23 protein-coding genes, 1 tRNA gene and 1 pseudogene are annotated in these 23,281 nt (G+C 42.1%); 18 read left to right on the top strand and 7 right to left on the bottom strand.

All coding sequences use genetic code 11. The annotated features are described in order from the left end of the window. Positions 1-137: 137 nt before the first annotated feature. Entirely contained in the window at positions 138-1,655 is a 1,518-nt protein-coding gene (locus D464_RS0104745; protein ID WP_018910375.1) for a bifunctional ADP-dependent NAD(P)H-hydrate dehydratase/NAD(P)H-hydrate epimerase, read from the bottom strand. 92 nt (positions 1,656-1,747) lie between these two features. On the opposite strand from D464_RS0104745, the gene hpt reads away from it, so the two are divergent. From hpt to D464_RS0104700, 9 genes are all read left to right on the top strand, one after another. Continuing rightward, positions 1,748-2,287: a hypoxanthine phosphoribosyltransferase gene (gene hpt / locus D464_RS0104740; RefSeq protein WP_018910374.1), complete on the top strand. Its 540-nt coding sequence runs from the start codon at positions 1,748-1,750 to the stop codon at positions 2,285-2,287. 6 nt (positions 2,288-2,293) lie between these two features. Further along, the gene (locus tag D464_RS0104735; RefSeq protein WP_018910373.1) at positions 2,294-2,866 is read left to right on the top strand and encodes an adenylate kinase; all 573 of its coding nucleotides are present in this window, start codon (positions 2,294-2,296) and stop codon (positions 2,864-2,866) included. Positions 2,867-2,984: 118 nt separating this feature from the next. Next, positions 2,985-4,154 carry a GTPase ObgE gene (gene obgE / locus D464_RS0104730; protein WP_018910372.1) on the top strand — a complete coding sequence of 390 codons (1,170 nt, stop codon included), beginning with the start codon at positions 2,985-2,987 and terminating at the stop codon, positions 4,152-4,154. Further along, positions 4,147-4,926 (top strand): peptidoglycan editing factor PgeF, encoded by a 780-nt coding sequence (pgeF, locus tag D464_RS0104725; protein WP_018910371.1) that lies wholly within the window; start codon positions 4,147-4,149, stop codon positions 4,924-4,926. Before obgE ends, pgeF begins: the two co-directional genes overlap by 8 nt. A gap of 28 nt (positions 4,927-4,954) precedes the next feature. Beyond that, entirely contained in the window at positions 4,955-5,536 is a 582-nt protein-coding gene (locus D464_RS0104720; RefSeq protein ID WP_018910370.1) for a hypothetical protein, read from the top strand. Positions 5,537-5,974: 438 nt separating this feature from the next. Further along, a complete protein-coding gene (locus D464_RS0104715) occupies positions 5,975-6,445 on the top strand; it encodes an RNA polymerase sigma factor (protein WP_018910369.1) in 471 nt (156 codons plus the stop codon). Next, entirely contained in the window at positions 6,442-6,882 is a 441-nt protein-coding gene (locus D464_RS0104710; RefSeq protein WP_018910368.1) for a hypothetical protein, read from the top strand. The genes D464_RS0104715 and D464_RS0104710 overlap by 4 nt, the downstream gene beginning before the upstream one ends. 24 nt (positions 6,883-6,906) lie before the next feature. Beyond that, the gene (locus tag D464_RS0104705; protein ID WP_024985774.1) at positions 6,907-7,344 is read left to right on the top strand and encodes a DUF6108 family protein; all 438 of its coding nucleotides are present in this window, start codon (positions 6,907-6,909) and stop codon (positions 7,342-7,344) included. Between the two features lie 12 nt (positions 7,345-7,356). After that, positions 7,357-8,223: a hypothetical protein gene (locus D464_RS0104700; RefSeq protein ID WP_024985775.1), complete on the top strand. Its 867-nt coding sequence runs from the start codon at positions 7,357-7,359 to the stop codon at positions 8,221-8,223. Between the two features lie 85 nt (positions 8,224-8,308). Here the strand turns inward: D464_RS0104700 and D464_RS0104695 are convergent, their stop codons facing one another. Continuing rightward, complete coding sequence (locus D464_RS0104695; RefSeq protein WP_018910365.1) at positions 8,309-9,514, bottom strand: bifunctional 3,4-dihydroxy-2-butanone-4-phosphate synthase/GTP cyclohydrolase II; 1,206 nt, start codon at positions 9,512-9,514, stop codon at positions 8,309-8,311. A 6-nt stretch (positions 9,515-9,520) separates the two neighbouring features. Beyond that, the gene (locus tag D464_RS0104690) at positions 9,521-11,455 is read right to left on the bottom strand and encodes an LptF/LptG family permease (RefSeq protein WP_018910364.1); all 1,935 of its coding nucleotides are present in this window, start codon (positions 11,453-11,455) and stop codon (positions 9,521-9,523) included. A gap of 253 nt (positions 11,456-11,708) precedes the next feature. Here D464_RS0104690 and D464_RS14080 point away from each other — a divergent pair, with 253 nt between their 5' ends. From D464_RS14080 to D464_RS0104675, 3 genes are all read left to right on the top strand, one after another. Next, positions 11,709-11,840, top strand: coding sequence for a hypothetical protein (locus D464_RS14080; protein WP_018910363.1), 132 nt, complete (start codon positions 11,709-11,711; stop codon positions 11,838-11,840). 109 nt (positions 11,841-11,949) lie between these two features. After that, positions 11,950-12,023 (top strand) — tRNA-Met (locus D464_RS0104680). 309 nt (positions 12,024-12,332) lie between these two features. Then, positions 12,333-14,630, top strand: a complete 2,298-nt coding sequence (locus D464_RS0104675) for an outer membrane beta-barrel protein (protein WP_024985776.1) — start codon at positions 12,333-12,335, stop codon at positions 14,628-14,630. Between the two features lie 114 nt (positions 14,631-14,744). On the opposite strand, the gene D464_RS0104670 is transcribed toward D464_RS0104675, so the two are convergent. Next, positions 14,745-14,915 carry a DUF362 domain-containing protein gene (locus D464_RS0104670; protein ID WP_004383733.1) on the bottom strand — a complete coding sequence of 57 codons (171 nt, stop codon included), beginning with the start codon at positions 14,913-14,915 and terminating at the stop codon, positions 14,745-14,747. A 413-nt stretch (positions 14,916-15,328) separates the two neighbouring features. Here D464_RS0104670 and porT point away from each other — a divergent pair, with 413 nt between their 5' ends. Further along, on the top strand, positions 15,329-16,075 hold the full coding sequence (porT, locus tag D464_RS0104665; RefSeq protein ID WP_018910361.1) for a type IX secretion/gliding motility protein PorT/SprT: 747 nt from the start codon (positions 15,329-15,331) through the stop codon (positions 16,073-16,075). Positions 16,076-16,388: 313 nt separating this feature from the next. Continuing rightward, positions 16,389-16,721 carry a hypothetical protein gene (locus D464_RS0104660; RefSeq protein ID WP_018910360.1) on the top strand — a complete coding sequence of 111 codons (333 nt, stop codon included), beginning with the start codon at positions 16,389-16,391 and terminating at the stop codon, positions 16,719-16,721. 424 nt (positions 16,722-17,145) lie between these two features. Here the strand turns inward: D464_RS0104660 and D464_RS0104655 are convergent, their stop codons facing one another. Then, on the bottom strand, positions 17,146-17,982 hold the full coding sequence (locus tag D464_RS0104655) for a bifunctional metallophosphatase/5'-nucleotidase (protein WP_018910359.1): 837 nt from the start codon (positions 17,980-17,982) through the stop codon (positions 17,146-17,148). Positions 17,983-18,003: 21 nt separating this feature from the next. After that, positions 18,004-18,768, bottom strand: a complete 765-nt coding sequence (locus tag D464_RS0104650) for a 5'-nucleotidase C-terminal domain-containing protein (protein WP_018910358.1) — start codon at positions 18,766-18,768, stop codon at positions 18,004-18,006. A gap of 318 nt (positions 18,769-19,086) precedes the next feature. Between D464_RS0104650 and D464_RS0104645 the strand changes: the two genes are divergently transcribed. The 3 genes and pseudogenes from D464_RS0104645 (at position 19,087) to rplS (ending at position 22,314) form a co-directional block, all read left to right on the top strand. Further along, positions 19,087-21,222: a TonB-dependent receptor gene (locus D464_RS0104645; protein ID WP_018910357.1), complete on the top strand. Its 2,136-nt coding sequence runs from the start codon at positions 19,087-19,089 to the stop codon at positions 21,220-21,222. Positions 21,223-21,648: 426 nt separating this feature from the next. Further along, positions 21,649-21,783 (top strand): annotated as a pseudogene (locus D464_RS0104640) (acid phosphatase); the annotation flags it as partial. Between the two features lie 162 nt (positions 21,784-21,945). Further along, on the top strand, positions 21,946-22,314 hold the full coding sequence (gene rplS / locus D464_RS0104635) for a 50S ribosomal protein L19 (RefSeq protein ID WP_004383741.1): 369 nt from the start codon (positions 21,946-21,948) through the stop codon (positions 22,312-22,314). 55 nt (positions 22,315-22,369) lie between these two features. On the opposite strand, the gene D464_RS0104630 is transcribed toward rplS, so the two are convergent. Beyond that, positions 22,370-22,654, bottom strand: coding sequence for a hypothetical protein (locus D464_RS0104630; RefSeq protein ID WP_004383742.1), 285 nt, complete (start codon positions 22,652-22,654; stop codon positions 22,370-22,372). A 133-nt stretch (positions 22,655-22,787) separates the two neighbouring features. Here D464_RS0104630 and D464_RS0104625 point away from each other — a divergent pair, with 133 nt between their 5' ends. Further along, positions 22,788-23,024: a DUF6722 family protein gene (locus D464_RS0104625; RefSeq protein ID WP_322786079.1), complete on the top strand. Its 237-nt coding sequence runs from the start codon at positions 22,788-22,790 to the stop codon at positions 23,022-23,024. Positions 23,025-23,281: the final 257 nt, after the last annotated feature.

Raw genomic sequence — 23,281 nt, 5'->3', positions numbered from 1 at the left:
CCTTTGTTGGGTGCTACCGCTATTCTTTTATACGTTTGTTCATTCTCTTTGAGATGATTATAAAGCCCTTTAAAACATTCATCCCCACTTGGACTTGCCAAATGGGGATGACTTTTCACCTTATTATATAGTAACTTTTAATCGTCTAAATGTTGGAATGCTTTGGGGAGATAATTGATAATATCACTTGCAACAAGACTCTCTTTGCCAAGTTCTTTAGCGGCAAGGTCGCCAGCAAGCCCATGCAAATACATGCCAACGATGCAGGCATTCTGCTGATGATAACCACGTGCAAGAAGGGCGGTAATAATACCTGTGAGCACATCGCCACTACCTGCTGTTGCCATTCCACTGTTGCCCGTTGGATTGAAGAATACGTTTCCGTTGGGTAAGCAAAGCGCACTATTGTGACCTTTTAATATGATGTAAGCCTGCAAAGACTTGGCGAGTTCGCATGTTCGATGTAGACGTTCATAGTCGGCATTAGCGGGTGATCCCGTTAGTCGATCAAGCTCTTTTGGATGTGGAGTCATGATGATTCCCTTTGGTAACTGCTGCATCCATGCACGATGACTGGCAAGAATATTCAAGGCATCAGCGTCCGCCACGATAGGACATTGTGCACGTCGAATCTGTGCGATCATCGCTATTGCAGTCGTTTCCTGGCGTCCCAAGCCAGGTCCGATACCTAATGCGTCGAAGCCGTCAGTGTCTACTGCTTCTGTGAAAGCGGTTTCTTCATGATCCAGCTGAAGTACTGCCTCGGGGACAGATATCTGCATGATATCATAGTTTTTCCTAGGTGTGTGGACAGTTACTTTACCAACTCCACTACGCAAGCAAGCACGTGTGGCAAGGACTGCTGCACCTGCCATTCCATAGCTTCCAGCAACGATAAGGGCATTACCCATGTTGCCTTTGTGGGCGAAGTCATCGCGATGAAGGAGGCGAGAACGAATGTCATTCTCTTCGAGAACATGGTATTGAGCTTCTGTCTTTTGGATGTATTCGGGACTAAGGCGTATATCGAGAACTTTTAGTTTACCGATAAACTGCTGTGCATCTCCAAATAGGAAAGACAACTTTCTTTCGTGTAGTGTAAGTGTAATATACGCATGGATGATATTCGCACGTACGTTATAAGTATTGTCCTCAGACATCAACCCAGATGGCACATCTATACTTACAACCTTTGCAGGACTTTGATTGATGTACTTCACCAAAGATGCAAATCCACCAGCTAAAGGCTTGTTTAATCCTGAACCGAAGAGCCCATCGACAACAAGCATGTCGGCTGTAAGCTCTGGAGGATCAAACTTGGCAGTTACTTCAATAAAGTCTTTTGTGTGCTTACCATCAAGTAATCGCTGTCGATTCGTTACACAATCATCAGAGAGATGATTCGTGATATTGAATAAGTAAGTATTAACTTTATATCCCTCATTTATTAGTAATCTTGCCACAGCAAGAGCGTCTCCACCATTGTTGCCAGGACCAGCAAAGACCACAACTGGCGTGTGAGTGGTCCATTCCTCAGTGATTGCATGAGTGATGGCTTTAGCTGCTCGCTCCATTAAGTCAACCGACCTAATGGGTTCATGTTCTATTGTATATCTGTCCAGTTCGTGTATCTGGGCACTAGTAAATATCTTCATACCGATGGCAAATTTACGAAATTAATGCTAATCGGATAGGTTTGTTTGCCATAATTTTTGTAATTTTGCGCAAAATAAAGAATTATATGATTATGAGTCGTGTAACTATTAAGGATAAAACGTTCGAGACTTCTATTCCCGAAACAGAGATTCTGGAGAGAGTAAAGCAGGTAGCTAATCGTATTAATAAGGATTTTGAAGGAAAGACTCCGCTCTTCCTTGCGGTGTTGAACGGCTCGTTCATGTATGCGTCGGACTTAATGAAGAACATCACAATTCCATGTGAGATATCATTCGTGAAGTTAGCTTCTTATGAGGGAACGACATCTACTGGAGCAATCAAAGAGGTGATTGGTCTGAACAATGATATCAGTGGTCGTGAGGTTATCATAGTAGAGGATATTGTCGATACAGGTGCAACTATGAAGCGTATGCTTGAAACTTTAGGTACGCGTAATCCTGCTGGTCTTCATATTTGTACATTGTTGTTGAAGCCAGGAAAGCTCGCTGTTCCATTGAATATAGAGTATGCTGCCTTCGAGATACCCAATGATTTTATCGTAGGTTACGGACTCGATTATGACCAAGAGGGTCGTAATTTAAGAGATATTTATACGCTTGTAAAAGATTAAAGGATAATGAAGAATATTGTTATTTTTGGTGCGCCTGGTGCTGGAAAGGGTACTCAGAGCGACAAGATGATTGAGAAGTATGGTTTTGAACACATCTCTACTGGGGATGTACTTCGTAATGAAATCAAGAACGGAACAGAGTTAGGTAAGACTGCAAAAGGCTACATTGACAATGGTCAGCTTATACCAGATGAATTGATGGTAGATATCCTTGCAAGTGTTTATGATAGTTTTGGAAAGGATCACAAGGGTGTTATCTTTGATGGTTTCCCACGTACAATTCCACAAGCCGAAGCACTGAAGAAGATGTTAGCAGAGCGTGGTCATAACGTTGCTGCAATGATTGAGTTGTTTGTACCAGAGGACGAGTTAATGAAGCGTTTGGTACTCCGTGGACAGCAAAGTGGTCGTTCTGATGACAACGAAGAGACAATCAAGAAGCGCCTTAATGTTTACCACACACAGACCTCTCCATTGATTGAATGGTATGAGGGTGAGGGTATTCATCATCATGTAGAAGGCTTAGGTACTGTTGATGAGATCTTCAATAGAATTGCAGAGGTTATAGAACAACTATAATAAACAACGCCTCCCCAAACCCCTCCAAAGGAGGGGATGTTTAAGTTACCACTTGAGGTAATCAGACATCCCCTCCTTTGGAGGGGCTTGGGGAGGCTTCTCTTTAAATATATATATAATGGATAGTAACTTCGTAGACTATGTAAAGATTTACTGTCGATCAGGTAAGGGTGGAAGAGGCTCTATGCACCTTCGGCATGTGAAGTATAACCCTAATGGCGGCCCTGATGGTGGTGATGGAGGTAAAGGCGGAAGCGTTTATCTGCGTGGTAACCATAACTATTGGACATTGCTTCACTTGAAGTATCAGCGTCATGTCTACGCTGAACATGGAGGCAACGGAGGTCGTGATAAGTGCCACGGAACGGATGGTAAGGATGTTTATATTGATGTCCCATGTGGTACTGTGGTATATGATGCCGAGACAGGAAAGTATGTCTGCGATGTTATGCACGATGGGCAGACGGTGATGTTATTGAAAGGTGGACGAGGAGGATTGGGCAATTTCCAATTCAGAACATCGACAAACCATGCTCCACGTTACGCCCAACCGGGTGAGCCAATGCAGGAGATGACGGTCATACTTGAGCTTAAACTCTTAGCCGATGTGGGACTTGTTGGATTCCCCAATGCCGGTAAGTCAACCTTGTTATCATCGCTTTCAAGTGCGAAACCAAAGATTGCCAATTACCCTTTCACTACAATGGAACCATCGTTGGGCATTGTTAGCTATCGTGATAATCAGAGTTTCGTGATGGCTGACATACCGGGTATTATCGAGGGAGCTAGCGAAGGAAAGGGACTCGGTTTGCGCTTCCTTCGTCATATTGAGCGCAACTCGCTCTTACTCTTTATGGTGCCTGGTGATACGGATGATATCAAGAAGGAATATGAGATTCTACTTAATGAACTAAGGCAATTCAACCCTGAGATGCTCGATAAACATCGTGTCTTAGCGGTTACGAAGTGCGACTTACTAGACGAGGAACTCATCGAAATGCTCAAAGAAACATTACCCGATGACCTCCCTGTAGTATTCATTTCGGCTGTAACTGGTCAAGGAATTGATGAGTTAAAGGACGTTCTTTGGAAAGAACTAAACGCTGAAAGCAACAAGTTGCAAGACATAACTTCAGAGGACACACTCGTTCATCGCGATAAAGATATGAGTCGTTTCGCTGCGGAATTGGCTGCTGAAGATGCCGACATCGACGATGTTGAGGATGTTGGTATCGATGAATTGGATGAGGTGGAAGACCTTGATGACTTTGAATATACCAATGATTAAGCCCATATTACACTATTATGACATTGCCAAAGGGGTTGTTGCTTTCAGCACAACTCGGCATGGTGGTGTCAGCAAGGGACAGCTTGCTACGCTGAACATCAACCCTCATCGTGGGGATGAGCCTACTGCTGTTGCCACAAATCTACAAGCTGTAGCAACCGAGATAGGGGTTGAGGCGGATAGATTTGTGCGCCTTCATCAGATACACGAAACCCATTGTCTGATCGTAACAAGCGATTTCTTCCAATTATCAAAGGCTCAACAAGCAGAAAAGGAAGAGGGGAAAGATGCCGTCATTACCGATTGTTGTAATGTTTGCATTGGTGTGCACACTGCCGATTGCGTCCCTGTTCTCTTCTACGATCCCACTCATCACGCCATAGGAGCAGCCCATGCAGGGTGGAGAGGGACGGTGCAACGTATCGCACAACACACCTTGAAGCACATGATGGAGCAATATGATACGAAGCCAGCAGAGCTTAAAGTCGTTATTGGACCATGCATATCTGAGAAGAACTTTGAGGTAGGGCAGGAGGTATATGACGCCTTCGCCACTGCGAACTTCCCTATGGATCGTATTGCAAAGAGGCACGAGAAGTGGCATATAGACCTCCCGCTTTGTAACCAACTACAGCTTGAAGAGATGGGAGTTCCCGCCTCGAACATCCTTCAATCAGCTATTTGTACCTATGACAATGCCGATGACTTCTTCTCGGCACGAATCCTCAAAGAGGGTTTCGGAACCATTTATACGGGTATTGCTCTGCGCTAGTTTATTCACTTCTAAATACTTAACAGGAATGAGGAAAATAGTCTTTATCTTCGTAATCAGTGCCTTGCTATTGTCCTGTACAGATAGCCGTCAAGGGCAATTAAGCAAGGTCTTATTCCTATTGAATTGGTCGGGTCACTTCGATGACTATACACTAACGGAGACAGCAAGGTGCTCTTACAATTATGATAGCCTGTTGGCTAAGGTCGACACAGCCTTTATGAAGCGTAGAAAGGCAGTTGCTTATCCGCTTGTTCAAGACTTATTAGACAGCCTTTGCACCGATTCTCAACTCCTAACTTATACCCATCATCGTTATTCGCCCGTTGTTCGTCTCTCTGCATTGGACGCTTTGATAAGACGGAAGAGCCCTCATGTGGAGCAGGTTTTATTGCAAACTTACAATGACACAACCATGATTGGGGTTGGTGGAGACGATTATTTCTGGGAGGAGGCAGTAGGGAGTATAGCCCTCCGACACGTCCAGCAAAGTCGTAAGAAAGGTGTAATTACGCTGCGCGACTCGCTGTATAACGATTCATTAGTACTATCTAATCCTGAATTCTCAACATACTCTTATCTTAAAGAACTACGTCTCAAACAGCATTGATATTGTACTTAGATAATGAAGTCCAGTATTAGTCCAACTCATTAGATACTTTAGTTCCGATATTATACACGTCTGTATAACTCATTATACACGTTTGTATAATTGATTATACACGTCTGTATAATTGATTATACACGTTTGTATAACTCATTCTACACACCTGTATAATACGACACGTTAACTTTTCCAGATTAGGATAGACACCTTTTGGTTATATTAGCTGAATCAGTAGATACCCTTTTTGTATGTCTACTGGAAAGCTATATACAAGTTGAGAGTCATACTGAAAAGATAGACGTAAAGAGGATATACACCTTATTATATATATAGCTCAAATATTTTCTTTACGCTTTACTTGTAAGAATGAGAAAAAAGTTGAACCTTTGATGTCACAAAAACCTACTTATTACGTATTATAAGCAAAGACGGAAAGAAGTCATGACCATCAACGAGTACAAAGAAGAGGTTAAGCTGGTACGACCACAGATGCTTGCCATTGCCCGTAACTATCTAAAGGACAATGATGAGGCAGAAGATGCTGTGCAAGACGTACTACTGAAGCTTTGGCAACTAATTGACACGCTACGTCTCCCGATGGCTCCTCTCGCTTCGGTACTGTTGAAGAACCGTTGCATTGACATTCTTCGCCGACATCACTACACAACTGAAGTGAATGAGACTATTCCTAATGAGGAGGAAAAAGCCGACGAACGATACGAAAAGGTAATTGCTCTCATTGACACACTACCAACAATGCAGCAAACTATCATGCGACTGCGGCACATGGAGGGAATGGAGATTAACGATATTGCCAAACTCACGGGCAGTAAGGAGACTGCGGTAAGGAAAGCTCTAAGCCGCGCTCGCCATGCTATTAAGGATCAATTTCTAAAAACTGAACGAGAATGAACAAATACGAAGATATAAGACAACTGGTAGGTCGCTTCATGGAAGGGGAGACTTCACTTGACGAGGAAAGACGACTCTACGATTATTTTAGATACGAGAAAGTGGCAGCAGAGCTACTTCCTCTGAAAGAAATGTTTTGTTCGATAAGTACGCTCATGGAACCCAAACAGAAGGAAGTGCATCAAAAGAAACAAGCAACGTTTATCCTCCTTCATAGAAAACTGATAGGTATAGCTGCTTCTATAATCATTTTATTGGCAGTTGGAAGTATGGTATGGCATGCTCAACGGCAAGATTATTGCGAAGCATACATCTACGGCAAACACATCACTGATCCGCAACAGGTAACAAAGGAGATTAGTGGGACACTACAGGACTTGCAACAAGAAGATGCTACCAACGTAGATGATCAGTTGCACGACATCTTTCATCAATAAATAGAAACTAATAAAGTAAACGTTATGAAACAACGATTATGCTTGATATTACTGCTGATGTTTACCTCACTTTGCATTCATGCACAGCAAGGTTTGAATGTTACTCCTCTCTTTCAAGGGAAGATAGTGCCTCATGGTGATTTAATTGATGTGAGAGCAAAAGGAAGAGCTATCAGTAAGTACAAACTTGATTACTATCATAGCATTCGCTTCAAAGCTTCTGAACAGCAACGTGCAACAGTGTTCGAACTGGTTGAACGAGACCATAAGAATGCTATTGGAGCAGAACAAACTATGAAGAAGGGAACCTTCACACTCATCCTCGCCTTACCTACGCAAGGAGCATTACACAAGTACCTCTGTTATTTAACACAACAAAGAGGGCGCACACTAACCATCACATTAGTTTATATGGAAGGAAAGGTTTCAAGTATAACAGAACTTAAAAAATTAATACAATAAAAATCAAAGCTTATGAAAACTATCTTACTTAGCATGTTGCTAACTTACAGCTCATCTGCTCTCGCATTCGTAAGTATCAATGACACACTAACAGTTGAGGAACCACGACAGGTAAAGATTATCACAAACGATTCTCTACAACATATCGAGGTGCTGGGGAGTAAGGATAATCCCAATTACCGATACGTGAACACCATTCAATTGGTGGATAGCAACTACGTGAGCACTTCGTCAATCAATGAGAAATCATGGGATTTCTCTATTGCGGGGTTTAACAAGCCTAAGGATAGCAACCGCACAATAGAGTTTGCTACTCGATTAGCTTTCGGTTTCAACAGTGCGCCTGGGATTCCTCATGCTGCAGATATACAACCTTTCAAGTCATGGGAGATATGGTGGATTATTGCTGACTGGGTATATAAGCCATGGCGTAGCAATCATAAATTTTCTGTAGGAGTAGGTGTTGACTGGCGCAACTATCGCATTACGGGCAATCAACGATTTGTAAAAGATAACAACGTTGTGTCACTTACCAGCTATCCCACAAATAGTAGTCCTAAGTTCTCACGCATTAAGGTCTTTAGTGTCAACTTCCCACTCACCTACGAGTATGATGGGAAATACTTTGGTTTCACGCTCGGACCAGTTATAAATCTCAACACATATAGCAGTTTGAAGACTCGTTATAACCTTGATGGACATAAGATCGAAGACGAAAACAGTGGTGTTCGCGTGAAGCCTGTGACCATTGACTTTATGTGTTCTGTCAACTTTAATGGTGGTCCTGACTTCTATGTGAAGTATAGTCCATGCGACTTAATGCGTAACGGATATGGACCAAAGTTCAAAACTCTCTCATTCGGTATATTACTTCGTTAACACCACGAACAATCTCAAACAAACAAAAAGCTTCGAAAGCTATAGGCTTCCGAAGCTTTTTTTATCTCTTAGCGATTATAAAGGTTTATAGGTGCAAGTCATGCCCCATACGGTCACGCTTCGTCTTTAAATAACGATAATCGAACTTATTAGGAGCTATCTCGATGGGTACGTTCTCAGTAATCTCAAGTCCGTAAGCCTCTAAACCGACACGCTTTGTGGGGTTATTCGTCATCAATCGCATCTTATGAACCCCGAGGTGGCGTAGCATCTGAGCCCCACAACCATAATCGCGCTCATCTGGTCGGAAGCCAAGATGTATATTCGCCTCAACCGTATCAAGTCCTTCATCCTGCAATTTATACGCTGCTATCTTATTCATCAGACCGATACCGCGCCCTTCTTGTTGCATATAGATAATAACCCCCTTGCCCTCTTTTTCTATCATTTCCATCGCTTTATGGAGTTGTTCCCCACAATCACAACGCTTACTACCAAGAATATCTCCTGTCGCACATGATGAATGAACACGAACAAGAATAGGCTCATCTTCCTTCCAAGAACCCTTTATCAGTGCCATGTTTTCCAGCCCATTAGCCTGACGGAAAGGTATCAATCGGAACGTACCATACTGTGTCGGAAGTGCCACCTCATCGCCTACTTCAATGCTAGACTCCTTCTTCAATCGGTAAGCAATGATATCTTTTATACTGATAATCTTCATTCCCCACTCCTTAGCACGCTTCTGAAGATCAGGCATACGAGCCATAGTTCCATCTTCATTCATAATCTCCATCAACACACCAGCAGGGAAACAACCTGCGAGTTTACAGAGATCTACAGCTGCTTCTGTATGTCCAGAACGGCGTAAGACACCATTGTCTTGAGCGTAAAGAGGGTTTATATGCCCTGGACGACCAAAGGTTTGAGGAGTTGAATTAGGGTCTGCCAACGCCTTAATCGTTGCAGCACGATCATGCGCAGAAACGCCCGTTGAGCATCCTTCTAACTTATCCACTGTCACCGTGAAAGGCGTTCCTAACATAGATGTATTATCAGATACTTGATGTGGCAAGTCCAATTCATCAGCCCGAGAAAGAGTTACTGGCACACATAAGACACCGCGAGCATTCTTCAACATAAAGTTTACTTTCTCTGGTGTTATCATCTCTGCCGCCATAATGAGATCACCTTCATTCTCTCGATCTTCATCATCTACGACTATAACAAACTTTCCTTCACGGAAATCCTTTAGTGCATCTTCGATGCTATCAAGTTTAAACTCTTCCATATCTTGTTACTGATTATTATTGTTTTCTACTCTCAACATCCATCCTCCATGCGCTTCAATCTCTGCTATAATTTCGTTATTACAGGTCGTAATTGTACGTAAATCATTATAGAGACGGAGCCTGAAACGCCACATTCTTATATAGAAGAATATACCTGCGGGGACGATGATTGCCGAAGTTATGTTCATCCATCTACGATCAAACGGACGTGTATGTGCTTTAACTGCAAGGATCGGATACTTATTTAAAGAGGTGAGGATTACTCTGTTTCGAGTATTTCCTAATTCCTCAATAATGCTCTCCAACTCTGCATTTATATTCTCAATAGTATGATCGGCATGGTAACGGAAGAACACTTTAACCACATTTGGCAATGCTTTAAGGTTGCGCGACTGAGAGTAACGGGCTATCTTTCCATTCATACTCCTCAATTGCTCGGCTATCTTTATATAGTCTGGATCATTGATAATAACCTCTTTGCTGGCTATACTACGCTTAATACGTAAGCCTAACATACGCCTCAAAGCGTTCTTATAAGCGTCTGCATTGAATACTGCCGAATCATTATTTGCTTTATGAGTAAAGAATGCTGCCATCGGAACTAACACTGCCATGGATAGTCCGCGACCGAACCATATAGCCCAATCTCCCTGTCGGGACATGCGGTAACCAGTGTTATCAAGGATGTAATAAACGATGAATACCAACACACTCACTATAATTGGTATTCCCAAACCACCCTTTCGGATGATAGCACCCAACGGTGCGCCGATGAAGAAGAAGACGATACAAATAAGCGAAATAGTAAACTTGTTGATAAATTCTATCTCATGTTGTCGTATCATCTTATCGCCATCGCTGGTGATCATAGACTTGAAGTCGAGGTCGCTAACCTCCTGTTGAACGGTCGACAAAGCCTGATCTACGACCAGTCGTCGTTGATCAGCTGGAAGCCTCTTATATAATGAATCGATATCGAACTTCTTGTTATCTGCTATCTTAATAGCCTGCTTCTTATCCGCAGAAGATAGCTTGGGAACAGGGTAATAAAGCGATTGTGCATCTTTGTAATAAGCCTTTCCTACACTGTCATATACATGCACTAACGAGTCCTTGTCATGGCTTATCTTCTCCAGACTCTTCGTTCGCGCATCACTCGAAATACCTGTAGCATCCGTCAAATTAAAGTCTCCGTCGAAATCTAAGACTATATGTTTATGGGCGAAAGTTTCCCTTCGGTAGGGTACACTCGCACTATTTCCCATCTCTTGCGAACGCATATTCTCGAACCATTCACCACTCCATAAGTTCAAGACGAGATGCTTCTTTTCAGCCGTAGACTGCAACATCCCAGAGTCTGCAAGGATGATTGCTTGATCCTCATAACTATCTGTCATGCGATACACCATTATATTATAAAGGTGTCCACTCTTCATATCTTTTCGCTCAACATATAGATTCGTCTGTGGGATACCATCGTAGAAAACACCCTCAGGGATCTCTAATTCAGGACTTTTATGCCGCATAGAAATAAGCAGTTGAGCCATATTCTTCTGTGCCATAGGACCTATATTATTTTGGAAATAGAATGAAGCTCCGGCGATGATAACGCTTATCACGATCAGACCACGGAATGATTGAATCAACGAAATACCTGCCGATTTGATCGCAGTAAGCTCCGAACTCTCACCAAGGTTACCGTATGCTATCAGTGAAGAGAGGAGGATTGCAAGTGGAAGAGCCTGTGGAACCATCATCAAACTCATATACCAGAAGAACTGTCCGAGCACCTCCATCGACAGTCCCTTACCTATCAAGTCATCCACATAACGCCACAAAAACTGCATCATCAGCACGAACAAACTGATAAAGAACGTTCCTGCGAAGAGCATACCAAACTGTTTGGCGATGAAGATATCTAATTTCTTGATACGAAACATGTACTGTCTTAGGATTGTTTACCGCTTTTATTTCCCTTGCAAAAGTACATAAAAATATCATAGTAAAGGTCTTTTTTAGTATTTTTATTCTTTTCTCAAAGCCATCATAACGGCTTCTAAAAACGGAGTTGCAACCCATCAACATTGCTATCAGTCACTAACCGCAATTTAAAAGAGCCTTTCCTTACAGAAAGGAAACGCCCTTCTCACATCGAACTAGGCGTTTCTTCAATTCAAAGAGAGGCTTCCTTCGATGTCAAGAGAGGCTTCCTTCAATGCAAGGAAACGCCCTCTTCAAATCAAGGGAACGCTCCCTTGGCTTGCTAATGCTACTACTTACTTCTTCTATCAACCTCTATCAGCATTCTTCTTCATCGATCATTAGCATTAGACAAAAACCTTATCAGGGTTATAAAAAAGTTGAATAACATTTGTAAGTATCATTTTTTTTCTATACCTTTGCAACCGCTTTAGAACACTAAGGCACGTTGGATGGCGGGATAGCTCAGCTGGTTAGAGCGTCGGATTCATAATCCGGAGGTCGTGGGTTCGGGTCCCACCCCCGCTACAAAGATGGGAGTTACAGATTGTTCTGTAACTCTTTTTTTGTTGAAGTAAGAATGAGTACGAATGTAGCTACGGGTTAGGGAGTATCAAGTTCACCTTTTTATATAGAAGAGCTTATCGAACAACAAGTACACGAGGAAGCATCTACAATTATGTAAAAAACATGCGAAGAGTCTTTGTAATGCCGTTGTTTTTTTTTAATTTCGCAGAGTTTTAGTTTTTAATAGATAGTGGTTAAAGAGGAAACAACAATCACTCAGGGCAGAACCAAAGCCTCTATCCATCTAATAACCTATAAGATATAACCATAATGAAAAGATTTCTTCTGTGCATAGCAGCACTGAGTTTTTACGTTAACTTGCATGCAAAAGTTGTCATAACAGGGCAAGTTACTGACGAAACAACATCCCCTATCATTGGTGCCGTAGTCAAGTTGGTCACCCAAACAACGTTAATTACACAGACTGTAACCAACAATGAGGGTTCATTTAACCTTACAATGGAGGAGAGCGATGGGCACAAAGAACTCATCATAACCTATATGGGATATGCTGATTATCGTGTATCTCTGGAGAACACACAAAGGAATACCGACCTTGGAAAGATTCAACTGACTCCTTCCACACAAGAGTTAAAAGGTGTAGAAGTGATTGGGAGGCGTGAAATACAGAAGATTGACCGGCGTATTATCACCCCTTCAAAACTCCAGCTAAAGGCTGCTACTAACGGAGTAATGCTCATACAGAACATGCAATTAGCTGGTATTCGGGTCAACACCATTGATAATACCATCACGACGACGACTGGAGATGCAGTTCAATTACGCATTAATGGTGTCATAGCAAAGATAGAAGAAGTAAAAGCCCTACGCCCTCAAGACATTGTAAAGGTTGAATACCACGATATGCCCGGACTACGTTTTAACGGTGCAGCAGCCGTCCTCGACTTCATTGTGAAGTATAAGAATAAAGGTGGAAACATCAATGGTGACCTCACCAATGGACTATCGATGTTAGGCTATGGAGAAAACCTTTTGTCTGCCAACTATCACAAAGGTAGATCCGAGATAAAGTCTTCTTTCTATTGGAATAGGCGTGATTTGAAGTGGAAAAGAGAGAACTACGAGGAGTACCACTACCCTCATCAGACCATAGAGAATAGAGAGATTGGTGAGCCAACAAAGGCTAAGTTCGATAATATGAGCTTCTCTCTGTGGTACAACTATTCGTTTAAGAAGAGCAGTATTAGTGCTATCTTCCGTGATCACTACAATAAGGAATCTAACTCACCAGAGGATAGAATCAGTACGCTTTATCGTGGTACTGACGTCTACCACATCACCGACTTTAGGCGTGGACACGATAACACACCCTCGTTAGATTTGTATTTTCAAACCGAGCTTGCCCATAACCAGCACTTGTACTTCGACCTAATTGGCACTTACATCAATAGCCATAGCCAGCGTACATACACCTTATCATCAACCACACAACCTACTCAGACGATTGCTTCCATTACTGATGGTAACAAGTACTCCATAATAGGTGAGGGCATTTATGAGCGCATGTTCAAGGATAGCAAACTGTCGTTTGGGTTGAAGCATACGCAGATGTACACTAATAACACGTATGATGGAAACATCCAAAGTCAGGTAAATATGAATACAGCGGAGACTTTCGCTTACACTGAATGGATGTCAAAACTGGGCAAGCTAACCTATACACTCGGGTTGGGAGGGATGCGTATTTACAACCATCAGCACGATAAGAAGTTATCGAAATTCATCCTTCGTCCGAAGCTCTCCCTCGCTTATCAACCTTGTAATAACGTAACTTTAAAATATCAAGGATACGTTTCGGCTTATGCTCCTTCACTATCCGACATGAGCAATGTGTCACAGGATATTGACGTATATCAGCTTAGAAAGGGTAATCCTAACCTAAAGTCTGTAACCTTCGTATCGAATGAGTTGTCCTTAAACTGGGGTACAAAATGGTGCGATCTATCGTTATTTGGAAGATATAGTTACGATTCTCACCCTATCATGGAAGAGACTTATATTGACAACGGAAAGTTTGTTAGGACAATAGATAACCAAAAGAACTTCCACAGACTACATACCCAAATGGACATAAAGTTGCATCCCTTTGGTGATTGGTTCTCGTTACAACTTACTCCATTCTTCAATCGGTACATCAGTAATGGGCATACTTATGCACATACACACTCGAACTGGGGACTGAATGGAAATCTACTTGTAATGTACAAACAATGGGTATTCGCAGCCGGAGTACAGACTAGAAACAATGAATTATGGGGTGAAACACTTACCAAAGGAGAAGCGAATCACGTCATATCAGTAGGTTATAACAAAGACAAATGGGCGTTAAATCTCATCATGGCATCACCTTTCTCTAAACAATACTCAAATGAAACGGATAACTTGTCACGCCTCGCTCCTAACCGACAACTGGCTTTCTCAAAGAATTTGGTACGAGTATTTCTGCTTAACTTCACGTTCAATTTGAATTATGGGAAAGGCAAATCAAGCATCAATAAACGTATTTCCAACTCTGATAATGATTCTGGTATCATGTATGGAAGATAAAATAAACACCTTTCGAATCGCTCCTCTCTTGTGGGAGGAGCCATTATCAATACAACAAAAAAGGCGAGCCTCGAAAGGTTCGCCTTATGAATTTAATCAGTAACAGTAGTGTCCTTACTCTGGAAGACTAATTGCCTCGTTAGGACAAACTGATGCACAAGTACCACACTCAGTGCATGCGTCTGCGTCAATCTTATAGATATCGCCCTCAGAGATAGCCTCTACTGGACACTCATCGATACATGTACCACATGCGATACAATCGTTGCCAATTACGTAAGCCATAATATAATGTCTTTAATGTTAATAATGTTTTTGTACTATAAATAGGCTTCTATACCTACTTCTGATGGTGCAAAGGTAAAAAGAAAATCGTTAATACCTAAAGATTATGAGATAAATTACAAATATTTAGACGGCATAAAAATAGAAAAGGGGGGCTTTTCAACGAGCCTATTAACCGATTGACAGCAATGCTTACACTGATTATAAGGATTATAAAATATTGTATCATAACATATTACACATCATCAGCTTGATTATTCCCATCTACTTTCTCCACCCCAACGAGCCTGCACTACAGACAATGGGGATTGCACCATGAGATGTATCTAAGAATTACATAGAACACAGAATACCTATAAGTAAGTAGGTAGACAGACAATAAAAAGGAGGTAAAACACGTTTAAGAAGACAAGATGAAGAGAATTATATTATCATTAACTCTGCTTGTCATTGCCCTAACAAGCGGTGCCCAAGAACGGAAAGTACAGAACCGTCCCTATACAGACTTGCGTAACTTCCACTTCGGTGTACTTGTTGGTACACACTTGCAAGATATTGAATTGAATAATGTTGGACCTCAAATGATTGACTTAGAGGATGGTGCTGGACCTGTGGAAAAGATTGTCTCCGCTGATCAAGACCGATGGGATGCAGGCTTCACTGTCGGTGTCTTGGGCGAACTACGCCTCAACCAGACCCTCCAACTACGCATTGCTCCTGCCATGTACTTCGGTACTCGGCACCTTACCTTCCGCAATCTTACAGACTTAAACAGCCTCGGCGAGCCTACAGAACAGGTGCAGGAGCTGAAGACCGCATACGTTTCTTGTGCCTTCGACCTCATCGCTGCAGCTCCAAGATTTAATAACCACCGCCCTTATGTCATGTTAGGTCTAAACCCAATGATGAACCTCTCGGGTAAAGACAACGACTATCTGAAACTTAAAAAGAGTGATTTCTTCCTCGAGGTAGGACTAGGCTGCGATTTTTATCTACCTTACTTTAAGTTAAGACCAGAGCTAAAATTCATGTACAGTCTCACTAATAGTCTTGATAAAAACCATTCCAAGAACCTTAGAGACAAGCACATGCTCATGTACACCAACGCTGTTAACGAGTCACGAACAAAGATGATTGCACTCACATTCTACTTTGAATAACCTTTCGCAATCTTCTTTTACACCCCTATTATCCGTTCAGAGGATTAGTAAAAAAGCCCGATTACAGATAAAGAAAGCCTTTTAAAATCTATGTAAATTTGGAGTTCAACTTCAAATTTACATAGATTTCGCTTTAAAAACACCCTTTTCTCTTGTCTTATCAGCATATTTTATGTAATTTTGAAGTCGTACTTCAAGATTACATAAAACGATCAATTACAAGCATATAGCAAACATTTTCTAATAGAAAATAGGTTTCTTTCGAGAAAAAGAGTATATTTACAACATTATTAACAGCAAATTATAGCAGAGCATGAAACAATCTTTTATCTTTATCGCAGCCCTTCTCTTCAGTCTGAACATCAGTGCGCAGGAGGCGGAGAAGCAAGACTCTCTGAACATACCAGTCATTCTGGTGGATGGAGTTGAGGTCAGTGACATGGACAATATAGCTAAAGATGACATCCAAAGTGTCACCGTCATCAAGACTCCAAGCGTCACGAAGCTGTTTGCACCACGTCTGGGTGGGGTGATATGTGTCATCACTAAGTCTAAAAAATACCTCAAAGAGATAATTGAGAAATACCAAGAAGAGAAAGAAAAAGCCGATAAGAAGAAAGAAGAAGGTAAGACTTATATAAGGTAAAAGGTACTTCTATTAATTCAAAATTCATAATTCATAATTCAAAATTATGATTAGGTAGAGTTGACGAGTTGACTGGTTGACAAGTAGACGAGTGATTAGTTCTGCTGAATATAGCACCACCTTTAATAGAGATAGATAGTAGTTAAAAACAAAGAGAGCGTTTCTTCGTTATAAGGAAAGGCTCTCTTCGATACGAAGAAACGCCCCCTTCGATTGGAGAAGGGCGTTCCTTTAATCAATGATATTGCCACAAGGTAGGGACAGACGCCCTCGTCTGTCCGCATAGGAAGATGTATTTCACAAAGAAGTAAGGAGGTAGATCGGACAGACGAGGGCGTCTGTCCCTACTTTGTGATACTATCTTTGTATGCAAATAATGCTATCTACTCCCCTCTCCATTCGGAGAGGGGGCGGGGGTGAGGCTTTACTTCTTCTTCATATCAAGCACTAGCTTGCCCACAAAGATAGCGTGCTTGCCATTCTGATCATCACCAACTAACTTGCCGTCGAGGTCTTTTACGTACTCAAGTTTCGTTAGGTACGTGTGAGAATGCCCTCCCAACACAAGGTCAAGACCACGAGTTCCAGCGATAACTTCCTCATCGCTGACCCCTTCAATGTCCCATCCGAGGTGCGAGATACAAATGATTAAGTCGCACTTCTTGCCTTTCAACTCGTTAATAACCTTCTGTGCGCACGCAACAGGGTCGTTATAAACAATCTTACCGTAGTTAGCTTTCACCACAAGACCATCCAACTTAGGAGCAAGACCGAACACTCCAATCTTCAAGCCATTGCGTTTCAAGATGACATAAGGCTTTACCAAGCCCTGAAGAGGCGTACCCGTGAAGTCATAGTTGGCGCAGACTATAGGGAAATTAGCCATCTTAAAGAGGCGAACCATATTGTCCATACCAAAGTCAAACTCATGGTTTCCTATCGTAGCAGCGTCATAGTGCATCCGATTCATTAGTCCCACTTCAACGTCACCTTTGAACATTGTATAATAAGGAGAGCCTTGCGAGAAGTCGCCACTATCGAAGAGTAGCAAGTCTGGTTGCTTCTTTCTCTCTTCTTTGAGCATTGCTATACGACGCACGAAACCGCCTCGTCCAGCCTTCATAGTGTCTGCGAGGGTTGTACTTAACGGATAAATCTGACTGTGCGCATCGTTTGTATGCAGGATTGTTAACTGCTTTGTCTGTCCGAAAGCGAGGATTGCTATCAAACAGAAACTCATCAATAATATATTTCTTTTCATCTTCTTCAACTCTAGATATGGTTATTCTACACGAATACGACCCTCTTTCTGAGCATTGACAATGCGCCCTTTAGCGGTTTGCTCCTTAAAGAAGTTCATGATAATAAAGCGTGTGTTGTTGCTTGATTCTTGCGGAGATACAACGTTAGTAGCCGACTTGAACGCCTCCATCTTATCGTTTCCTTGTGCCAAATAATCGAGTGTTGCGATACGATAAGACGCCTTCGGGTCAATCTCCTTACCATTGAGAAGAGCCGACTTCAACTTGTGGTCGCGTGTGAAAACAAGCTCTACTCCATGGCTAACAGCCTCTCCACCAGTATAAGCCATCTGACGGAACAACTCTAAAACCTTCTCTCCAGAAAGGGTCACGAAGCATATCTTGTTTTCAAAAGGAGCTATATCAAGGACATCGCCATAGGTGATTTTACCCTTAGGGAGGGCTGCACGAATGCCCCCCATGTTGTAAACACCGAAGTCAACACGCTCATTATAATCGCGTGCACCCCACACCATGATGTCAGCCAAGAGGTTGGAGAGGTCGCTCTCAGGTCTGTGTGCAACCATCTCATGGTCTGTTTCGCCCACAACTGGTCCCATTACCGAGTCCACCTTGTGCTTGAAAGGTTCCATAAACTTTGCTGCGTCGGCATCAGGAGCAGCGTCATACCTGCTATCCACCAGCACACGTGTACGCTGAATACCGGCTAACTCATAGTGAGACGCACAGCCCGTCAACGCTAGCAATGCTGTTAATCCAGATAGATAAACTGTTTTCTTATACATATATAATGATGTTTTATAAATCTCATAAACATTCCTCAGCCCAGAGAGTACCCTCTCTTTGATTGGATAACAATGTTTCCTACCTTATATATATAGGTAACATGGCATGCTGATAACATCTAAAAAGATAATGCAAAAGTAAGAAAAAAAATCGAATACACTGCTTGTAGGATGATGAAAGATAGACCTCTACCACACGAAGCGACGCACGATGACAGCCGTTGTCCCCACTTTTATACCCTGTTTTAGGTATTGCGTGCTTGAAAGATAATTTATACTTTTGCACCAAAACATTAACGTTTATAGGATTGTATTTATATGAAGAAAGAAGCAATTTACCTATCTCTTGCTATGCTCGCAATGGCTACAACGCCTTATAATGCGCATGCACAAGAGATGGAAGACTCAACATTACAACTCAAAGAGGTAACGATTAGTACGACACGTATGCCTGAAGTAAAGCAGAATGCGGCTGCTACTGTTACCATCATAGACCAGAAGCAAATAGCAGAAATGAGTAAGGCGGCACCTGACATCACCCATCTTTTGGGCTTACTCACACCTGGTATGGCACTATCAAGCAATACCACAAGCTCACGCTCACAATCACTTCGCGGACGAAGTGCCCTCATCTTGATTGATGGAATCCCTCAATCAACTCCTTTACGTTCAACCGATCGTGACATAAGAACCATTGACATCGCTGCTATCGACCATATAGAAGTGGTGAAAGGATCTACTGCCCTCTATGGTAACGGGGCTATTGGTGGATTGATAAACATCATCACGAAGAAGAATACAACTAATAGAGCTATTGCCGGTGCAACGACTCTCTCGGGCTCAACCTACAACTTTTTCCGCCAGAGCAAAGGGCAAGGTTATCGCATCAACCAGCAACTCTATGGTCGTTTGGGAAACTTCGATTACCTCGTAAATGGCGCATTCGGGCGTACAGGTAGTGCCGTTGATGGTGACGGGAAGTTCATTTCTCCACGTTACGGACTCGGTGATACTTACACAACGAACGCACTCGTCAATCTCGGTTACAGCCTATCTCCAAAGAATAGAATCGAATTGATGTATAATTACTATCGTAGTTTGCAAGATACGAAATTGATTCCTTTCGGTGGAAAGTACCTCCAAAGCCCTTCAATAGGTGTAATTGGTAACAAGGACCCGCAGGCAGTTGACGAGGGAACAAGGTACAACCACAATGCGTATCTCAAGTTTACTTCAAAGGACATATTCAAACATACCGACTTAGAAGCATCCGTTTATGGCTCGAGTTTATACACCATCTTCGACTTCCGAAAGGCTAATCCAGCACAACCAAGATGGGAGGGAACAAGCGGGCAGTCGGCTGTTAAGGATCGTAAGTTCGGTGTTCGTGCCCAGTTCAACAGCCGTCTTATCTTCTCTGACAATGCCTTTGCACATCTAGCATACGGTTACGACTACCTCTACAATAAGACTTCTCAACCCTTAGTAGACGGCAGGTATTGGATGCCATGGCTCACCAGTAACAACCATGCACCCTTCCTTCAGATCAAGACAACGCTCTGGCAACACCTTAACATCAAACTCGGCGGACGTTACGACCATATTAGTGTGAAGGTACCAGACTACGATGTACTGCGTAATAAGCTCTCCGACCCACAGGTGCACGTAAAGGGTGGCACGCTAAAGTATAATAACTTATCCTTTAACGTGGGTGTTTCTTATAACAAATATCCTGCTTTTCAACCCTTCGTAGCCTACTCTCAAGGCTTTTCTATCTTCGACTTAGGTCGTACACTACGTGCTGCTAAGGCAGATGTACTATCTAAGATCTCCACAGAACCAGTAAAGACTAACAACTACGAGATTGGTGCTTACTCTGATATTAACCATTGGTTGCAACTCAATGGCTCGTTCTTCTACACCTATTCTAAGCTAGGAAGTGACCTCAAGATAGACCACGGCTTCTGGGTAGTCAACCGTACTCCACAGAAGGTATATGGCGTTGAGTTGAGTGCAGATGCGCAAATCCTCAACAACTTAAAAGCAGGTGCTAACCTCTCATGGTTCGAAGGTAAGCTCAAATCAGCTACTGGTAAGTGGGACACATACATGTCGAATATCTCCATTCCAGCCGCTAAGTTGGCAATGTATGTCAACTATGCTCCAGTCAAGAACACCTATCTCCAACTGCAATACATACACACAGGTAAGCGCGACCGATTCGCTCCTAACGCCTCAGGTGTATATAACGAAGGAGAAGGAAAGGTAAGTCGTATCAACTTACTAAACCTCACTGCAGGTGTTAACTTGAAGGTTTGCGACTTGAGTTTGTCGGTAACCAACCTCCTAAACTACACTTATTACACACCAGCATCCATGATGATGGCACGCAATGCAGAGTATGCCCACGCCGATGGACGCAGGTTAATTCTCACCGCAGTGTTTAAGTATTAAGCCACTAAAAGACGACAGGTGAGCTCCACAATGGTGGGAGATTCCTAGGTAAAAAAGCAGGGGTAGATGTTCAGCATCTGCCCCTTTCTTATGCACAACGCGCCTCACAAAAAGGCACAACAGCCTATCGCACATCGTAAACTATAAGCAGGAAAGACAGAATATAGCTTATCTTGCATTTCTTCTTACCTGCTTTTCTTTTGTTTTTCAGCGTATTTCGCATTACAGGAATGCGCATCAAATTATATTATCTAAGCGTGATAATTAATTATCTAAGCGTGATAATACTTTATCTAAGTCTGATAATTAATTATCAGACTTAGATAATACAAAAACATACGCATTGCATGAATACGCAATACGTATCGAAATAATATGCAATACGTATCGAAACAATACGCGAAGCGCATAGAAAGAAGACAGAATCACTATCAGAGCGATGTTGACACAGGTCGTCTTTGCGCGAGTGTAGGCTATGCTGCCATTCATTCATCCGAAGCCTTCCAGAAACAAATGGCTAAGGCTAAGAAAGAAATAGCCAAGATTCTTGCTACAAAATAAGCTTGATTCTTGCCCTAATAAGCATTAAAAGCAAACAAATACTTTGTTGTTTCGACGAAAAGCAGTAACTTTGCAACGCTTTTCGGTGTAACCGCTGGTTGTGGAAGAGTCATTAACTACGTTACATTGGAGCGACAAACAATATTTAATTAACAATAAGAAATGGATTTAATTAAAGTTGCTGAAGAAGCATTTGCAACCGGCAAGCAGTTCCCAGAGTTCAAGGCTGGTGACACAGTAACCGTCGCTTACAAAATTGTCGAGGGTAACAAGCAGCGTATTCAGCTCTATCGTGGTGTAGTAATCAAGGTTTCTGGCCACGGAGAGAAGAAGCGTTTCACTGTTCGTAAGATGTCAGGCACCGTTGGTGTTGAGCGTATTTTCCCTATTGAGTCACCAAATATCGATTCTATCGAGGTGAACAAGCGTGGTAAAGTTCGCCGTGCGAAACTCTATTACCTACGTAATCTTACAGGTAAGGCTGCACGTATCAAGGAGAAGAGAACAGTTGTTGCTTCTACTGAGAAGTAAGCCCTTGGAAATCCAAGAAAATAAAAGTCCGATACCAAGAAGGTATCGGACTTTTTTAATCTTCATAGTTCAACTTAGCATCATTGTCGCCATGCAAAGCCTTACTTAGGTCTTTCCAGTTCTGGAACCCGGCGAAGAGAGCCAACCTATCTAACGTTTTTTGTGATGGTTTCTCTTTACCTTTAAAATAACCAATCAGCCTTTTCAGTGATGTAGTCTCCAAATTGATATGGTAGACCGCCAGCCTGCTTGATAACTTCTCTACATCTGCCACTAGCTCTTTACGCACTTGAGTCTTATGCCCTAGATCCTCAATAATGGCTCTAAACTTCTTTTTCATCTCTCATTGAAAGCATTACTAACGTGCTGCAAAAGTAATAAAAGATTAGGTAAATACGTAAGGTTCAATGAGTTTTTTATATTGCTAATAGTGAATAATAGCCTATATTTGACCTTAGAGATTTGTATGCTAAATAAAAAAAGATTATATTTGCACCATAAAGAAAGAATTCGGTAAATGGCTTATGGATATTGCAAAGTACATGGTGACGGCTCTTCTGCTATCATCAGTATTTGGTGATATTAGTAAGAAAACTGTATTTTTCAGTGTTATCATAGCCTCTGCCACAACATTAGGGTGGGGATTATATCTCGTAAGAGACCACAAAGAGAATAAAAACAAGGATAGATACAAAAAGAAAAGGAAATAAGATGGGAGCAATTATAGTATCAATATTCGTTTCAGCTATAGCATGGATTGGTGGAATATACTTCTATATTCAAGACCATAAGCCTACAGGAAATAAACAAGAAACGCTATAAAACATATATAGAAACTGATAACAGATAAACAAGAGAGCCTTTCTTGCAATTGAAGAGAGGCTCTTCTTGATGTGAAAAGGGCGTCTCCTTATTACAAGAAGGGCGTTCCTTTCATTTCACAAACATAGCATAAAAGTAGGGACAG

The sequence above is a fragment of the Prevotella veroralis DSM 19559 = JCM 6290 genome, from assembly GCF_000377625.1.
GTDB classification, from domain to species: Bacteria; Bacteroidota; Bacteroidia; order Bacteroidales; family Bacteroidaceae; genus Prevotella; species Prevotella veroralis.
The sequence above is the reverse complement of the archived record's forward strand: the minus strand, read 5'-3'. Positions and strand labels throughout refer to the sequence as shown.